Genomic DNA, 15,145 nt, shown 5'->3' with positions numbered 1-15,145 from the left:
CATCTTTTGTAACTGTTTCAAACTTTGTAGAATTGGACTTTATTAACTTCAGTAGTTCTGGATAATATCCATAATCCTGAACTACTCCTACTTTTATTGTTAGAAGATCTTCAATCCTTTTAATTTCTAAGTTGCTATCTTTTCTTACGGCAACAATTAATGGAGATTGAAACATTGGTACAGTCAACTCGAGAGTCGCACCAAAAACATCAGAGGCCCATGCTGGCCATAGAAGATCAGACTTTCCCTCATTAACCATCTTAATTGCGCGCGACCAAGGAACAAAATGAGTCACAAGAGTATCTCCATTTTCCTCTAGAATACTTTTAATGATTGGAATTGTAATACCAGATTCAGGACAAGAGACACATGTGAAAGGTGGCCACTCTAATGAAGCAATTTTAATGACTCTTCCATATGAACTTTGAATTACTGCAAGTAATATGCAAAGAGTATAGATTAAATTTTTTAACATCGAAATGCGCCTCAATTTATTCTTCTGGCAAAGGTATCTGTTCTACTTCGTTGATAACTTTTGGGAACTCATTATTCTTCCATCTAAGCTTTGCCCTTTCTAATTTCTCTTTATCAGATGAGACAAAGTTCCACCATATATATCTTTTCTCTGGAAATGTTTCCCCACCAAAGAGCATATACTGAGCATCGCTAGATGCTTGAAATGATATTGCATGACCCTTCTTAAAGACAATTAGGGAAAAACGTTCATAGCTTTTTCCCTCTATTTCTACGGTCCCATTAACGACATATAGCGCACCTTCCTCATTATTTCCTAGATTCAATGAGAACTGCTCACCCTCTTTTGTTTGACCATAAAAGTAAAAAAGCTTTGAGTAAACGGGTAATGGAGAGCTTGAGCCCATTGACTCACCTGCAATGAGCCTCAATTGGGTATCCCCTTTTTCTATTAGAGGAAGGGAGCTCTCCTTCACATGAACAAAGCTTGGCTCAACGTCTTCACTCTCTTTCGGAAGGGCCACCCACAACTGTATTCCCTCTAAATTCATCGCTGTATCACTTTGCGCTCTTTCACTATGAACAATTCCGCTACCGGCAGTCATCCAATTAACTTCACCTGGTCGAATCATTTGCTCATTGCCTAGACTATCTCGGTGCATGATTTCACCACTAAAAAGATAGGTAATTGTAGAAAGTCCAATATGAGGATGGGCCCTGACCTTCATCTTCTTCTCACCACTCAACGTCACTGGCCCCATATGATCCCAAAAGATAAAAGGTCCTACCATACGCTTTTTCATGTATGGTAAAAGCCTTCTTACAACAAAGTTATCACCTAGGTCTGACTCTCGTGGTTCAATAACAAGTTCAACATTAGACATATTCCCTCTTTCCTTTGAGTTATAGCGCTTCTTGACCAACGACATTCATATTCTTATCAAAATTCATAAATGGATTATAACAAATTTCCCAAAGATTGTTTTCAGGGTCTGAAACATACCCACTATATCCCCCCCAAAAAACATCCTCTGGCTCTTTTAAGACAACAACTCCTCGCTGCTTTAGAAGTGAGAAGATATCATCAACCTCGGCCGTTGAAGTATAGTTAATGGCCAATGAAAAAGGCTTAAAACCTGTTCTTGTGTCATTTTCATGAACTTCTTTTGCAAGTAAATGTTCAGGATAAAAGGAAAGCATGAATCCATTCAATTGATAAAAAACGATATTTTCATTTTCAGAGACAGGCCTCCAAAGAAAAACCTTCTCATAATACTCACGCATTTTAGTAAGATTTTTCACACCTACTGTAATCAAAGATAATCTTTGTTCCATATGTTCTCCTTAAAATATTTTCTATTTTATCACAATTCTATGAATTGAGTTTAAGTTGAATAATGAATGATAAGTGTGAAAATTTGGCGCTATATAAAGAAGGCCCTAAGAAGTCTATTCTTAGGACCATTGATTAAGACTAATCTCTTGAGTGAGCAAGTTGACCAGCAACATAAGTTGCTTTGACTGCTCTATCATCACCTAAAGTCATGAGAACAAAAAGTTGTTCTTCAATTGACTTTACTCTCTCATTTCTTGTTTTAAGAAGTGGAGTTGATTCTGGATCAAGAATAACAAAATCGGCCTCATGACCTACTTTAAAAGTTCCAATTTTATCATCAAGATCTAGGGCCTGAGCTCCTCCCAATGTTGCGAGAAAGAACGCCTTTAATGAATCAAGGGGATAATTATTCAATTGGGCCATTTTATAACTTTCATTCAATGTTTGAAGCATAGAAAAACTAGTACCAGCACCAATATCTGTTCCCATACCAACATGAACAGGTCTTTTTGGATCTTTGGCCTGATTAATTTTAAATAACCCGCTTCCTAAAAAGAAATTTGATGTTGGACAGTGAGCAATGGCCGTTCCTGTTTCATGACAACGACACATTTCTTCTTCAGTTAAGTGAACACCATGAGCAAGAACAGATCTTCTTCCCGTTAGGCCAAACTTCTCATAAACATCGTAGTAACCTTTATGCTTTGGAAAAAGATCTTTTACCCATTCAATTTCAGCAAGGTTTTCAGAAATATGTGTTTGCACGTATACATCTTTATGTTCACTCCAAAGGGCACCGGCCATTTCTAATTGCTCTGGCGTACTCGTTGGTGCAAACCTAGGCGTAATGGCATATAGACTTCTTCCATTTTTATGCCATTTTTTAATAAGGGCCTTTGAGTCGTCATAGCCCGTTTGAGCTGTATCAAGAAGTTTCTCTGGTGCATTTCTATCCATAAGAACTTTACCCGCAACAAGCCTCATATTTTTTCTATTGGCCTCTTCAAAAAGAGCATCAACTGATTCTGGATAAACGGCACAGAAAACAAGAGCACTTGTAGTCCCATTTCTTAGAAGTTCTTCACAAAAAATCTTGGCCATAGCATCAGCGTACGTCTTGTCTTTAAACTGTTGCTCGGCCACAAAAGTATACTCATTCAACCAATCTAATAACTGGCGACCAAAGGCACCAATAATCTCAGTTTGAACATAGTGAATATGTGTATCAATAAAGCCTGGTGAAATAAGGTGGTTTTTATAATGAACTGGCGTGATCCCTTCAGGAAGTTCATTCTTAACTTGGTCGTAAGGACCAACTGCCGAAATAACACCATTTTTAGTAATTAATAGCCCATCAGGGATATAGCGAAATGAGCTTTCAACATCTGTTAAAAAAGGATCATCAATAAAATATACGAGTTTGCCACGAACGGCCGTGATTGAAGCTTGAGTGCTCAACTTGGTACCTCTCTTTCCAAAAATTCAGAAATTAGAGGTACCACATTTTACGCAAAAGTAGAAATACTCTTACCAAGTACTATAACAAGATTTATCAGATAGTTTTTTCTGAGTGATATTGTAGATGAAAGTACAGCTTGAGTAGCTATAGTGGACCATCAATTTATAGTGATCATCATCTTCTTCTTGGTATTTAAAATAGTTAGGCATGAAGCTTAATTGAAGATCAATGTGAGAATCATTTGCACAAAAATCTGCAGCATCAGCATAACCAAGAACATTTGTTGAAATGAAGTTTAAAGTTTCAACTTTCTTAGCATCATGAGCGAAATCTTCGCATTGGTAAGCGAAAGTATTTGCCACTAACATAAGCATTAAAGCAGCTAGTTTCATATTTACTCCTTAGTTTGATTAATAGAACGAGAGTTTATCCCATAAAACACATGGGAATTCAATTTATTTATAGGGCCAATTTAATGGCCATGACCACAAGCACAATCCAACTAAGGGCAAAGACCTGCATTCTTTTCATTACATTATTTGCCGTTAAGTGGATATAAGTGTGCACTACGCGAAGAACCACATAGGCCCAAGCTAGGACAAGAATAATTTGATCCACCTTATTCAAGGCCAAGGCAAAAAGACAAAGACCATAAAAAAGTGTTGGCGCTTCAAAAAGATTTGATAAGTTTCGCGAGGCCTGGATGGCGGCGTCCGATGAGCCTTCAAGCGATTGATAAGTTTTAAATTGTTTGATTGAAACTTTTTTAGATTTAACATCACGAACTCTGCGCGTGAACATAAAGAACATTACGAAGCCCGTTAAAAGGACCATGGCCAAAAAGGGAAAATAGATTAGTTGTTGATTCATATATCTCTCCTAAAAATCCCTATTATGTTCGGCCATTTAATCCCCTTTAGGCAATACTTAATTTCATCATCAAAACCCTGGAATCACTGAATATTCGAGATTAAAAAAAGGCAAAACCTTGACGCTCCTCGTTTAAGTATCATCTTTAGTGAAACAAACTGGAGTTGTTATGTTTTTTGAGCTTCGCTTTAAGGAAAATTATCTCTCAAATGCCCATTATAAAAATGCTTTTTACATGGCCTTTGCCATCCTCACTCTCTCCTACTTTCTTAGCTATGAATATTGGATGAATCTTTTTGGTTTTTCTAGTCTTCTTAATGCCAATGGCGAAAACGTCATGAATGCAAATCAATGGTGGAGGCTTATCACAAGTGCATTTATCCATGGCGACTTGGGGCATTTTCTCTCTAATTCATTCATGCTAGGTATTTTAAGTTTTTACGTTCAGTCTTTTTACGGACCAGTAGTTCTAATAATCACTACGATATTAAGTGCGGCCTCCATTAACTATATCGTGCTACAAACCATGAGTGAGCACATTTCATTAGTTGGAATGTCGGGTGTCGTCTACTTTATGTGGGGCTTTTGGCTCATCCTCTACTTCTTCATTGAAAGACATGTTTCGAAGATCAGAAGATTGATGAAAATAAGTATGATAACTTTCGTTCTCTTAATTCCGACAAACTACTCTCCTAACACAAGCTACCTTGCTCATGGAGTTGGATTGTTGTTGGGATTAGGTAGTGGTGGGATCTATTACTTGTTTAAGAAAAAAGAGTTCATATCCTATGAGAAATTTGAATATGAACTCTTATATGACTATACCAATGAAGAATCAGAGCAATTATTTTTCTAATTCTTCTTTTACAAGATCGCGTAGATATTCATAACCAAAACGCTCTAGCTGGCGCCCATTAACAAAAAATGTCGGCGTCATTCTTACTCCAAGCTTCTGCCCATCAGCAATATCCTGTTGAATAATTTTTGCAATTTCAGGATCATTCATATCAGTTTTAATTTTTTCTATATCAAGACCAATCTCTGGCAGATAATTCCAAATTAATTCTGGGCGAGGATTATGATGAGATCCCCAAGCTGGTTGATAGTGGAAAAGAAGCTCCATCGCTTCCCAGTATTTATCTTGTTTTCTTGCTGCTTCTAATATTTTTACAGCAAATTGAGAATTTGCATGGAAAGGAGCATAACGAACAACTAGTCTAACTTGACCGTTAAAATCATTTAAAATTCTTTTTACATAAGGATAAAAAGCCCTGCAACTTTCGCACTCAGGATCGAGGTATTCCACCATTGTAACTTTTGCGTCTTTATTGCCTAAAGTTGGAGAATATTCTCTTTCAAATACACTACTTTCGACTTTGGCGACTTTAGATTTTTGGGCATTTTGATATAGTTTTACACCAATTCCAAAAAGGGCAAGTAATAAACAAATAGAAGAGAAGATAAAAAGTTTTTTATTTTTCATTTTTAATCATCCTATGAAGATAAAGTAATATTGCTAAAATCGTAGAAAAAGCGAAAAAGGCCATCAGAGGGATCGTTATAAAGCCCAACCAATCAAGATACACTGTCGAACAACTGACACCTTCTCTACATGGAGCTGCACTTTCAGGAATAATTCCCCAGTGCAAAAGATTGTGATAGGCAGAAAAGAACCAACCCACAAGTGCCATCGGAGATAAATATCTTAAGGCCTCTTTTGTAGGATTCAACATTGCGGGAATAAATAATAAAACAAGTGGGTACATAAAAATACGTTGATACCAACACAAGCTGCATGGAGGAAAGAGCATAATCTCACTAAAGAACAAACTTCCTAGTGTTGAAATCGATGCGATCAACCAACAGGCAAAAAAAGCATAAAATTTTTTTTGCTGATTCAAACAGAACTCCTTTAATTAATTCAACGACGAATATATCATATAAAGTAATTAACGAATAGATAGGCGGAGGAGCTATGATAGCGGTAATTGCAGGGGCCACAGGATTAGTGGGGACTTATCTCGCCAAGAGATTAATAAATGACAAAAAATTTACAAAAGTCATCTGCGTTGGTCGCAGAGCTTCAGGTTTAAAAGATAACAAAGTCCAAGATATTATCTTGGGAGATCTCTCAGAACTAAAAAATGCTGCGCATCTCCTAAAGGGAGACTACTACTTTTGTACATTAGGTACGACGTTAAAGTCGGCCGGTTCAAAAGAAAATTTTAAAAAAATTGATTACCAGGCCATTGTAGACTTTGCTCAAATTGCAAAAATGCATGAGGCCAAATGCTTTAGTGTTGTATCGGCCACTGGGGCAAAAAAAACTTCAACAATTTTTTACAATAAAGTTAAAGGTGAAACAGAAGAGGTTCTAAAAGAATTGAATCTCTCTCGTCTTCTAATTTTTAGACCGGCCCTACTCATTGGAGATCGCAAAGAATTTAGATTTGCAGAAAGTGTAGCGATAAAAATGTCTAAAGTCATTTCAGTCTTTCTGCCGTCAAAGGCCACAAAGAAATTCGCCACTCAGGCCAAGGAATTAGCCAATGTCATGTATGAATTAGGCTCTCTTGATCAAGAAGGTACTTTCATTATTAATGCACAAGATATCTAAAGCGCTGGGACCTCAAACGTACAAGGTCCCAAATCTCCACTTCTGAAATCACTTAAAATTACAGTATAGATTCTGTCATAATCAGGAAGTCCACCCTTTCTTAGAAAATTTCTAAAAAGAGTAATTTCATGAATGGCCTCACCTACTGAGTAGTTAAAACCTTTTAAGTTATACTTCTGTTCAAGAAAAGGAGATTTCTCTTTAAGAAGATGGCCAATGATAAAACAAGCGACTTCTTCTTCACCGAGAATTTCATCTCTAATGGCATGGATTGCACACAACCAAAGTCCTTCATTTTCATCCTCAATATTTCGAGGCATAACTCCTGGAGTATCTAGAAGTTCAAAATCCTGACCTAAACGAATCCATTGTTGATTTTGAGTTAGACCAGGTTTATTTCCACTTTTGGCTGCATTTCTTCCGGCCATTCTATTAATGATTGTCGACTTCCCTGTATTTGGTAGTCCCACCATCATTAATCTTATGGCCGATTTTTTATCAGGTAACATGCTTTTTGCTTTTGCCTGAATTTTTTTGAGTGAATTGACATCTAAAGAGTTGATGAAAACAAAATTTTCTTCATTTTGTTCGAACCATTTTTCCCACAACTGAGTTTTATCAGGATCTGCAAGATTGGTTTTATTCACGACAATTAATCGTCTTTTTTGTCCGATCGTATTTTTTAAATCAGGATTTCCAGAGGCCATTGGCGCTCTAGCATCTCTGATTTCCAAAATAATATCCACGAGCTTCATCTTTTCTTTGATCTCGCGCGTGGCCTTGAGCATATGCCCAGGAAACCAATTGATTTTGGAATTATTAATAACTTTTTCTAGGATGTGCTCACCCTGATTCTTTTTCTTACTCTTTGGCATGGGGGGATATTAGCCTAAAACACCTAGTATATAAAGACCTCCCCTAAATAAGATCTGTCAAAATTGTAATCAATCTATGGATTTATTACAAAGAATAGGGCCATCCCGTCAAAAGGCCCTACAATGCGTCCATGAAAAAGCTAATTCTAATACTTTCCCTTATAAATTCAGTGGCCTGGGCCTCTGAGAAACCAAATCAGGCCATCGTCTCAAAGATGAGCTGTGAGCTTACAAGCAATACAGTTTCCCTTGTTTATAAAAATTCGAGAGGCGATTTTCTCAGCTGCGATCAAGTAAAAAGTTTTTCAGAAACAATTGATAGAGTTGCTGCGATTTCTCCAGTAGCACCAGCAATTAATCTCTTCATTGAAAGAGAGCATTCAAATGCATCATTTGATATGGGTCTCATCATTAGAGTTCCCTTGAGGCTAACTTTTAGCGGCCCATGGGGTCAGGTGTATTACGGTCAATTTATTTCTTCTCATTCAGTTATGGCCCATGAATATGGTCATGCTATTTTTAGTAAAATGCTTGAAGAACAAGAATTTTTCAAAGAAATGAAAGAAGAATCAGTGAGTTTTTCACAAAAAGATTTGGAACTCATGGCCGCGCTTAATAGTGGTGTTGATCAAAAAGAAGTTGAATTGATCAAGGCCCAAAGAGAAGTCATTTTAAAATCTCGTACAAGTAATAAAGAACATGCTCGCATTCGTAGAATATTAGGTGGCTATGATGAACTCTTTGCCGATGTCGTAGCAGTCTATGCCGCAGACAATAAGCGCACAATGGTTAACGCTCTCTTTTTCAATGAAATCTCAGATCAGGCCTTTGAGCTGGTAATGGCAAGAGATTTTTCTGGAGAAGAAAGAAGTTTTTCTAATGCACTTTTATCAGAAGAGCATGCGACATTCGCCCAGACAAGAAGCTTTATTGGAAATAATTTGTGGCCTTCAAACGATGATGAGAAAAAGAAGTTTCTTTCTATCGTTTTCGACAGCATTCTTGAAAATGTAATTGAGAGAATAAAATCACCAGTCGATGAAGAACTCTCTGCAAGAGAGCTTAATGAAAATCTTATCGATAGCATTAAGCAAAGAATCTAAGCTTCTCAATCTAGGGAAGCTTACACTTTAAAAAGAATTTGATTTTGCCATAGCCTTCTGTTCCAAACCAATCCACATACTGGCAATAAATTGATTTATAAACCTTTGTTTCTTGGTAAGAAGAATAAATTTCTTCGCCTATTGGCGTGGCCAAAAACGGAACAATGACAATAAAAGACACGACAAGAGTTATAATAATTTTAACCATATGGACCTCATTTAAGCATGCTTTTCAACTTTCAAAGCACTTTCCCACAAAAACCAACTATTTCCCTCAAGAACATCATTTAGAAGACCGAAACGTGTTGTATGGTTGTAAAAGGAATTTTGATATTACTTTCATTAAGTTTAAATAGTTATGCTGATTATTGCAAAGATAATGCAAAGGTCGTTGCTCATTATAAAAATGAAAAAAATAAATTAGCGAATCTCACTAAAGGTGCTTTAGAAAAAAAGAGCTATCACAACTCCCCTTTTAGATCCATAAAAGACCTCATCAAAAATAAATGTGTTACCTACAAAGACATTAATGTCACTGAAGAACTCTTTAATAACTATCAAAAAATATATTTTAAAAAACGTAAAGAACGATTAGACGATATCATTAAGATGAAGGCCAACTATAAGGATGTGTCAGCGGAGCTTGCTGAGTATAAGTCTATTCACAGCATGGACAAGTCTGACTATAGAGACTTTGTGGCCATTGAAAAAGAAAAGAAGATGATTAGCTTTTATGAGGCTAATGGAAAATTAAGAATAGCAGAAACTGCAAAAAAGATTGATCAAATATCATGTACGAATAAAGATAACAGAACTGCAGCACTAGGAAGAGTTCGCGATCAAGACTCTGTTGGATGGTGCTTTTCTTATGTGGCGTCTGATCTCCTCACCCATAAAACAAATAAAAAAGTATCGAGTATTGGTGTGGCCATGTCATATTATAAAAATGCACCAAAGCTCTCTTCTGCATATGCTGGAGACACAAGAAATGCTTTTAATGCCGCCTACAAAGACGGCCTATGTCTCGAATCAGAGCTACCTTCAGATGATTTCTTCTATACTTTGAATGGCAAAGATTTAAAAAACCAAATTCTTCCGATTGTAAAAAGAATTGAAGAGATTAATTCAAAAGAAATCACAAAAAGAGCGCAACGACCAAAAATCAACTTCATGAATCCACCTCAGTTGAAAACATGGGATGAAATTGTTGATTTCATCAAGAAAAACTCTGTGAACTCCTTTCATTCTTGTAGTGAAGAATACAAAGAGCTTAAATATCTTTTTCCTAATCTAGACTATAACGATATGAATAGAATTATGGGAGAAGCAGAAGTTGGTGCTTTATTTCAAGATTTGAAAAAAGCAAATTGTAAAATCTTTAAACCAAATAAAAAGATGGAAGCTAAATCGACTTATTACAAGCCTCTCGTTGATGAAAGATTGAAGATGATTAAACAACTGAATTCAATTCTTGATAAAGGAGATATTGCAGGGATCTCCTATGATCCTACAATTTTTTCAGTAAAAGATTCCGTAACAAATGATGGTGGCCACGCTTCTTCCATTGTGGCCAGAAGATTTAATAAGAAATCAAATAAGTGTGAATACCTCATAAGAAATTCTTGGGGTGCTCACTACAAATCTAAAAATTATGAAACTGACAAAGGTAATATGTGGGTTCCTGTAGAAGATGTAATGGGAAACACTCAAAGGCTACATTATGTTGAATAAAACCAAAATATTCCTACTTCTGTTCATCATGAATGCCCCTCTGGCAATGGAGTGTAAAACTGTAGATATCGAGTATCGATTCAATAAAAATAAGATCGAAGAGAAACTACCAGTTTGTTTTAAAGATACGTCTTTTATTTCGAACAACTGTAAAGATAACAACTGCCATGCCATAAACGTTTTAAAAGAACCAATTGATAAAACCGATCTTTTTAGTTTTGTCGGTTCCCCTCTTTTTGAAGTGTGTAGAAGACTAGGAGGAGAACCTAAATTATTTGATATAAAGTTAAATAAAGACTTCGAATCTTCAGCCTATTGCCTCTTTAAAAAAGATAGTTCATTCGTATCCCTAGATTATTTTAATGAATATCTTGAAGAAGGGAAAAAAGACATTTCTCTTGCTGGCCAACAATAGTCGACTTTTTTCAATCAATATTAAATGATTTCGCTAATTCAATAAATATGGGAAAATGAAGCTTCAATTTATCTGGGAGCTTCATAAATGAAAACCATCATTTCTTTTCTCATCTTAACAACTTTATCAATCTCTTCATATGCCACTTGTGATCAACTCTTTTCTCAAGGGAGTATAGAATATTCTTTTGCCGGTAGAACATTCGAAGATGGTAGCACGGCATACGATGAAGCTGTTGCCGAATCAAAAAAACCAGATGCCAACATGGGAATAATTTGTGAGAAGTTATTTCTATCAGCGAGTGGATTCCAATATGCTGTTAAAGGATTTCAAAACTGTGCAAACATTTTCAGATCTGCGATGGACGTTTGTTCTGGAACAGATAAGATCACAGCAAGCAAGCACAAGAACACTTGCCTCTCAAACAAAGATGTCTCAACAGAAAATTTCAGTTACATCTACAATGAATATAAAAGAAATTGTTATCAAGAATAATCGTGGGGAGAATCATTCTCCCCACTACATTATTGATGGTCAATTCTGTCTTCTCTAGGTTTTTCAATACCTAGAAAGCTTAACCAGCTCTTAGGTTTTTCACCCGTCGTAATTTCAATCTTTCTCGACTTAACCTCTGCTATTTTAGGTAGGGCCAAAGTCAAAACACCGTTTTCATAATGAGCCTCGAGCTTTTCTTTATCTATATTTTTTGGAAGAGAGAATGATCGGCTATAAGATCTCATTGACTCTCCACCATCAAAAGAATCCTTCGATTCGGCCATTACTGAAAGGAGATCACCACTAGTTTCAATGCTCACATCACTGGCATTTACACCAGGCATATCTATGCTCACAAGGAAGGCCTCATCAGTTTCTTTAACTCTAGGTTGTGCAACATTGTAGAAATTTCTTTCGAAACCTCTAAATACACGTGCAGGGTCAAAAGCTTCATCAAAAAATGGCATCAATGCTGTTTTTCTCATAAATACCTCCAGTAAAAAAGCATTCATCTTTTCTAACAATAAGGTGTGAGCACATAAAAAAATGTCAAGGCTACTAAGAGAAATTTTGCACAAAGTTTTGAAATGAGTTATAAAAAGTCTATGAAAATACATGAAATTAAAGGTTATATTCAATCAATTTATCTCGTTGAATATCCTGATAAATTTTTACTGTTAGATGGTTGTACACGTCGGGATGTCAAAGTCGTTTACAACTTCATAACGAAAAAACTTCAAAGAAGTATCAATGATTTAAAACTTGTCGTTGTTACTCACCAACACCCAGATCATGCGGGCGGGGCCAATGCCTTTAAAAAACAATTCGGCTGTAAAATAGCGACAACAAAAAAGGCAAATGATTGGTATAGAGGCCCAAGTGGATTAATCAAATTTATCATAGATCTCATTTTAACATTTTATGTTGCAAAAAAGATGGGCAAGAAATATGAAAATATCTTTTACTCACGTTTTGTAAAATATGATTATGAATTAAAAGACAATGATGTTCTTCCACTATTTTCCGATTGGACAGTACTCTTTAGACCTGGACATACAGATTGCGACTTAACCCTCTTTCACAAAGAGTCTGGTAGTGCCTACATTGCAGATAATATTATTAAAATTCGTTCAAAATATATAATCCCCTACCCAGTCAATTTTCCAGATATATATATCCAGTCTTTGAATTCTTATAAAGCAGATGCATTTAAGAAATTTTATCTTGCTCATGGTGGTTCTACCCAAATATCTCCTGCTGATATCGATGAAATTATTTCAAAAGTTTCTCATCGCCCAGTAAACCACAATCAACTATTCAAAAGACTTTTTAGAAATGCCAAGAAGCACAACTACTTTAAGTAGGGCTTTTAACGATAGAAAAAAACTATCTAAACCACCACATACCATAGAGCGAAACAATAAAAGAACGTAAAAAAATACTGTAATATCTATTAGTTAGCCCCATAGGTTTTCTCTATAGGCCCTAAGATTTTTTCAATTATCTCTTCTCACCCTGCTTTAGTAAATTGTTCCTAACAAAAAGTTAGTTAACCTCTCATTTAAGGAGTACAAATGAACACACTAATTAACTCACAACTTCCAGAATTCAAAGTACAAGCTTACCACAAAGATGATTTCAAAACTGTAAGCTCTGAAGACCTTAAAGGAAAATGGTCTATTCTTTTCTTTTACCCTGCAGACTTTACTTTCGTATGTCCAACTGAACTAGGTGATATGGCCGACAAATATGCTGAATTCCAAAAAATGGGTGTAGAAGTTTACTCAGTATCTACTGACACACACTTCACACACAAAGCATGGCATGATGCTTCTGAAACAATTAAAAAAATCAACTACCCTATGCTAGCTGATCCAACGGGAACTCTAACAAGAGCTCTAGGTGTACACATTGAAGAAGAAGGTCTTGCTTACAGAGGTACATTCCTAGTTTCTCCAGAAGGAAAAATTAAAATTGCTGAAGTACATGACAACGGAATCGGTAGAAATGCTGACGAACTAATGAGAAAAGTTCAAGCTGCTCAATTCATCGCTGAGCACCCAAATGAAGTATGTCCAGCTAAATGGAAACCAGGTTCTGAGACTCTTAAACCAGGTCTAGATCTAGTAGGTAAAATCTAAGAACTTTTTAAATTAGAAGTTTCTATAAGGGGGCCTTTAAGGCCCCTATATAAAAAGAAGAAGGTAGAGTATGTTAGAAAAAGAAATGTTAGAGCAATTGAAATCAGTTTTTACGAAACTAGAAAATTCAGTTGAACTCGTTGTTGATAATGCAAGTCACGAAGACCAAGCAAAGCTCTCTGAAATGTTGACTGCTCTTGCCTCCACATCTGACAAAATCTCAGTGAGAACAAGTGGAAAACAGGTAAGTGTTCCAGAGTTTCACATTGAATATAATGGTGCCCCAAATGGTATCTCATTCAAGGGAATTCCAGGTGGTCATGAGTTTAGCTCACTCATTCTTGCCATTTTAAATAGTGATGGAAAAGGTAAATTTCCAGACGAGCTCATCCAAGCAAGAATCAAGAAATTAAAAGGCAATATTGCCCTTAAAACATATATCTCACTTACATGTGAAAACTGTCCAGATGTAGTTCAAAATTTGAACCTGATGGCAATCATCAACCCTAACCTCTCACACCAAATGGTGGATGGTGGATATGTTCAAGAAGAGATTGAATCACTTCGTATCCAAGGTGTACCAAGTGTCATGAATGGTGACAAACTTGTAAGCTCTGGGAAAATTCAACTTGTTGATCTTATCGCAAAGCTTGAAAAAGAATTTGGTGTTGATGACTCAGCTGAAATCGGACCCGTTAATAAGGATCTTGGTGAATATGATGTAGTTGTTATTGGTGGTGGCCCAGCCGGTGCATCATCAGCTATCTACTCAGTTAGAAAGGGTCTTAGAACGGCCATAATTGCTGAGAGAATTGGTGGCCAAGTTCAAGATACAAAGGGAATAGAAAATTTAATTTCAGTTCCTTATACAGAAGGTCCTCAGCTTTCTGCTCAACTTGCAACACACTTGAATGAATATCCTGTGAAGGTATTAGAGCACAGAAGAGTAAAGAATATTGCTAACGATAACTTTAAATTCATCGAACTCGATAGTGGTGAAACACTTAAAACAAAGTCGATCATCGTTGCAACAGGGGCAAAGTGGAGACAGCTTGGTATCCCGGGTGAAAAAGAATATATCGGGCGTGGCGTGGCCTTCTGTCCACACTGTGACGGACCTTACTATAAAGGCAAGGATATTGCTGTTGTAGGTGGCGGTAACTCTGGGGTTGAAGCTGCCATTGACCTTGCTGGAATTGTTAAGTCTGTGACCCTATTTGAATTTATGCCTGAACTTAAAGCTGATAAAGTTCTAGTAGACAAGCTACGTTCACTACCAAATGTAACGATTCTAGCAAATGCAAGAACTTCAGAAGTTGTTGGAGATGGAAATAAAGTCATTGGTCTTGAGTACGAAGATAGAGCAACTGGTGAAATGAAAAAACTAGATCTTGACGGAATTTTTGTACAGATTGGTTTAGTTCCTAATAGTGATTTTATTAAAGACTTAGTTGAAACGAATAGATTTGGAGAGATCGTAGTAGATGTAAAAAACAGAACTAATGTTCCTCAAATTTATGCGGCCGGAGACGTAACAACGACTCCCTATAAGCAAATCATCATAGCCATGGGTGAAGGTGCAAAAGCGGCACTAACCGCTTTTGAAGATCTCATGCTTAAGTGATAGGT

The 15,145-nt window shown here is 36.4% G+C and carries 20 protein-coding genes; 9 read left to right on the top strand and 11 right to left on the bottom strand.

Annotated features, from left to right (window positions below):
* The 6 genes from M899_RS07165 to M899_RS07140 form a co-directional block, all read right to left on the bottom strand.
* On the bottom strand, positions 1–475 hold a 475-nt coding region (locus M899_RS07165; RefSeq protein WP_021270732.1), incomplete at its 3' end, for a substrate-binding periplasmic protein.
* 16 nt (positions 476–491) lie between these two features.
* Positions 492–1,358: a pirin family protein gene (locus M899_RS07160; RefSeq protein ID WP_021270653.1), complete on the bottom strand. Its 867-nt coding sequence runs from the start codon at positions 1,356–1,358 to the stop codon at positions 492–494.
* A 19-nt stretch (positions 1,359–1,377) separates the two neighbouring features.
* Positions 1,378–1,809 carry a VOC family protein gene (locus tag M899_RS07155; protein WP_021270642.1) on the bottom strand — a complete coding sequence of 144 codons (432 nt, stop codon included), beginning with the start codon at positions 1,807–1,809 and terminating at the stop codon, positions 1,378–1,380.
* Positions 1,810–1,948: 139 nt separating this feature from the next.
* Positions 1,949–3,268, bottom strand: a complete 1,320-nt coding sequence (gene guaD, locus M899_RS07150; RefSeq protein WP_021270697.1) for a guanine deaminase — start codon at positions 3,266–3,268, stop codon at positions 1,949–1,951.
* A gap of 69 nt (positions 3,269–3,337) precedes the next feature.
* Complete coding sequence (locus M899_RS07145) at positions 3,338–3,661, bottom strand: hypothetical protein (RefSeq protein WP_021270760.1); 324 nt, start codon at positions 3,659–3,661, stop codon at positions 3,338–3,340.
* Positions 3,662–3,728: 67 nt separating this feature from the next.
* Positions 3,729–4,139 (bottom strand): MAPEG family protein, encoded by a 411-nt coding sequence (locus tag M899_RS07140; RefSeq protein WP_021270691.1) that lies wholly within the window; start codon positions 4,137–4,139, stop codon positions 3,729–3,731.
* Between the two features lie 169 nt (positions 4,140–4,308).
* Here M899_RS07140 and M899_RS07135 point away from each other — a divergent pair, with 169 nt between their 5' ends.
* Entirely contained in the window at positions 4,309–4,995 is a 687-nt protein-coding gene (locus M899_RS07135; RefSeq protein WP_021270715.1) for a rhomboid family intramembrane serine protease, read from the top strand.
* On the opposite strand, the gene M899_RS07130 is transcribed toward M899_RS07135, so the two are convergent.
* Both M899_RS07130 and M899_RS07125 read right to left on the bottom strand, forming a co-directional pair.
* Positions 4,984–5,622 (bottom strand): DsbA family protein, encoded by a 639-nt coding sequence (locus M899_RS07130; protein WP_021270645.1) that lies wholly within the window; start codon positions 5,620–5,622, stop codon positions 4,984–4,986. The two genes, M899_RS07135 and M899_RS07130, sit on opposite strands and share 12 nt — an antisense overlap.
* Complete coding sequence (locus M899_RS07125) at positions 5,612–6,040, bottom strand: disulfide oxidoreductase (RefSeq protein ID WP_021270676.1); 429 nt, start codon at positions 6,038–6,040, stop codon at positions 5,612–5,614. The genes M899_RS07130 and M899_RS07125 overlap by 11 nt, the downstream gene beginning before the upstream one ends.
* Before the next feature lie 74 nt (positions 6,041–6,114).
* Between M899_RS07125 and M899_RS07120 the strand changes: the two genes are divergently transcribed.
* Positions 6,115–6,756 (top strand): NAD(P)H-binding protein, encoded by a 642-nt coding sequence (locus tag M899_RS07120; RefSeq protein WP_021270641.1) that lies wholly within the window; start codon positions 6,115–6,117, stop codon positions 6,754–6,756.
* Here the strand turns inward: M899_RS07120 and ylqF are convergent.
* Complete coding sequence (gene ylqF, locus M899_RS07115) at positions 6,753–7,631, bottom strand: ribosome biogenesis GTPase YlqF (protein WP_021270707.1); 879 nt, start codon at positions 7,629–7,631, stop codon at positions 6,753–6,755. The two genes, M899_RS07120 and ylqF, sit on opposite strands and share 4 nt — an antisense overlap.
* Before the next feature lie 131 nt (positions 7,632–7,762).
* Between ylqF and M899_RS07110 the strand changes: the two genes are divergently transcribed.
* Positions 7,763–8,734: a hypothetical protein gene (locus M899_RS07110; protein WP_021270708.1), complete on the top strand. Its 972-nt coding sequence runs from the start codon at positions 7,763–7,765 to the stop codon at positions 8,732–8,734.
* A gap of 10 nt (positions 8,735–8,744) precedes the next feature.
* Here the strand turns inward: M899_RS07110 and M899_RS07105 are convergent, their stop codons facing one another.
* Positions 8,745–8,942, bottom strand: a complete 198-nt coding sequence (locus tag M899_RS07105; RefSeq protein ID WP_021270709.1) for a hypothetical protein — start codon at positions 8,940–8,942, stop codon at positions 8,745–8,747.
* Between the two features lie 101 nt (positions 8,943–9,043).
* Here M899_RS07105 and M899_RS07100 point away from each other — a divergent pair, with 101 nt between their 5' ends.
* The 3 genes from M899_RS07100 (at position 9,044) to M899_RS07090 (ending at position 11,375) form a co-directional block, all read left to right on the top strand.
* Entirely contained in the window at positions 9,044–10,465 is a 1,422-nt protein-coding gene (locus tag M899_RS07100) for a hypothetical protein (RefSeq protein ID WP_021270744.1), read from the top strand.
* The gene (locus tag M899_RS07095; RefSeq protein ID WP_034728319.1) at positions 10,455–10,880 is read left to right on the top strand and encodes a hypothetical protein; all 426 of its coding nucleotides are present in this window, start codon (positions 10,455–10,457) and stop codon (positions 10,878–10,880) included. Before M899_RS07100 ends, M899_RS07095 begins: the two co-directional genes overlap by 11 nt.
* An 87-nt stretch (positions 10,881–10,967) precedes the next feature.
* Complete coding sequence (locus M899_RS07090; RefSeq protein WP_021270763.1) at positions 10,968–11,375, top strand: hypothetical protein; 408 nt, start codon at positions 10,968–10,970, stop codon at positions 11,373–11,375.
* A gap of 29 nt (positions 11,376–11,404) precedes the next feature.
* Here the strand turns inward: M899_RS07090 and M899_RS17610 are convergent, their stop codons facing one another.
* Positions 11,405–11,860 (bottom strand): Hsp20/alpha crystallin family protein, encoded by a 456-nt coding sequence (locus M899_RS17610; protein WP_021270663.1) that lies wholly within the window; start codon positions 11,858–11,860, stop codon positions 11,405–11,407.
* 102 nt (positions 11,861–11,962) lie between these two features.
* Between M899_RS17610 and M899_RS07080 the strand changes: the two genes are divergently transcribed.
* The 3 genes from M899_RS07080 to ahpF all read left to right on the top strand — a co-directional run bounded on the left by M899_RS07080 (position 11,963) and on the right by ahpF (position 15,140).
* Positions 11,963–12,739, top strand: coding sequence for an MBL fold metallo-hydrolase (locus M899_RS07080; protein WP_052610324.1), 777 nt, complete (start codon positions 11,963–11,965; stop codon positions 12,737–12,739).
* A 210-nt stretch (positions 12,740–12,949) separates the two neighbouring features.
* Positions 12,950–13,516 (top strand): alkyl hydroperoxide reductase subunit C, encoded by a 567-nt coding sequence (gene ahpC, locus M899_RS07075; RefSeq protein ID WP_021270640.1) that lies wholly within the window; start codon positions 12,950–12,952, stop codon positions 13,514–13,516.
* Positions 13,517–13,586: 70 nt separating this feature from the next.
* The gene (ahpF, locus tag M899_RS07070; RefSeq protein WP_021270668.1) at positions 13,587–15,140 is read left to right on the top strand and encodes an alkyl hydroperoxide reductase subunit F; all 1,554 of its coding nucleotides are present in this window, start codon (positions 13,587–13,589) and stop codon (positions 15,138–15,140) included.
* Positions 15,141–15,145: the final 5 nt, after the last annotated feature.

The sequence above is a fragment of the Bacteriovorax sp. BSW11_IV genome, from assembly GCF_000447755.1.
GTDB lineage: Bacteria > Bdellovibrionota > Bacteriovoracia > Bacteriovoracales > Bacteriovoracaceae > BSW11-IV.
Note: the sequence above shows the minus strand (reverse complement) of the source record. Positions and strands in the feature narration are given on the sequence as shown.

What these genes read in the sequence shown, in the direction of transcription:
- M899_RS07160 (WP_021270653.1), bottom strand. Translation starts at nt 1,358, where the DNA reads ATGTCTAATGTTGAACTTGTTATTGAACCACGAGAGTCAGACCTAGGT.
- M899_RS07155 (WP_021270642.1), bottom strand. Translation starts at nt 1,809, where the DNA reads ATGGAACAAAGATTATCTTTGATTACAGTAGGTGTGAAAAATCTTACT.
- M899_RS07145 (WP_021270760.1), bottom strand. Translation starts at nt 3,661, where the DNA reads ATGAAACTAGCTGCTTTAATGCTTATGTTAGTGGCAAATACTTTCGCT.
- M899_RS07140 (WP_021270691.1), bottom strand. Translation starts at nt 4,139, where the DNA reads ATGAATCAACAACTAATCTATTTTCCCTTTTTGGCCATGGTCCTTTTA.
- M899_RS07135 (WP_021270715.1), top strand. Translation starts at nt 4,309, where the DNA reads ATGTTTTTTGAGCTTCGCTTTAAGGAAAATTATCTCTCAAATGCCCAT.
- M899_RS07130 (WP_021270645.1), bottom strand. Translation starts at nt 5,622, where the DNA reads ATGAAAAATAAAAAACTTTTTATCTTCTCTTCTATTTGTTTATTACTT.
- M899_RS07120 (WP_021270641.1), top strand. Translation starts at nt 6,115, where the DNA reads ATGATAGCGGTAATTGCAGGGGCCACAGGATTAGTGGGGACTTATCTC.
- ylqF (WP_021270707.1), bottom strand. Translation starts at nt 7,631, where the DNA reads ATGCCAAAGAGTAAGAAAAAGAATCAGGGTGAGCACATCCTAGAAAAA.
- M899_RS07110 (WP_021270708.1), top strand. Translation starts at nt 7,763, where the DNA reads ATGAAAAAGCTAATTCTAATACTTTCCCTTATAAATTCAGTGGCCTGG.
- M899_RS07105 (WP_021270709.1), bottom strand. Translation starts at nt 8,942, where the DNA reads ATGGTTAAAATTATTATAACTCTTGTCGTGTCTTTTATTGTCATTGTT.
- M899_RS07100 (WP_021270744.1), top strand. Translation starts at nt 9,044, where the DNA reads ATGGTTGTAAAAGGAATTTTGATATTACTTTCATTAAGTTTAAATAGT.
- M899_RS07095 (WP_034728319.1), top strand. Translation starts at nt 10,455, where the DNA reads ATGTTGAATAAAACCAAAATATTCCTACTTCTGTTCATCATGAATGCC.
- M899_RS07090 (WP_021270763.1), top strand. Translation starts at nt 10,968, where the DNA reads ATGAAAACCATCATTTCTTTTCTCATCTTAACAACTTTATCAATCTCT.
- M899_RS17610 (WP_021270663.1), bottom strand. Translation starts at nt 11,860, where the DNA reads ATGAGAAAAACAGCATTGATGCCATTTTTTGATGAAGCTTTTGACCCT.
- M899_RS07080 (WP_052610324.1), top strand. Translation starts at nt 11,963, where the DNA reads ATGAGTTATAAAAAGTCTATGAAAATACATGAAATTAAAGGTTATATT.
- ahpC (WP_021270640.1), top strand. Translation starts at nt 12,950, where the DNA reads ATGAACACACTAATTAACTCACAACTTCCAGAATTCAAAGTACAAGCT.
- ahpF (WP_021270668.1), top strand. Translation starts at nt 13,587, where the DNA reads ATGTTAGAAAAAGAAATGTTAGAGCAATTGAAATCAGTTTTTACGAAA.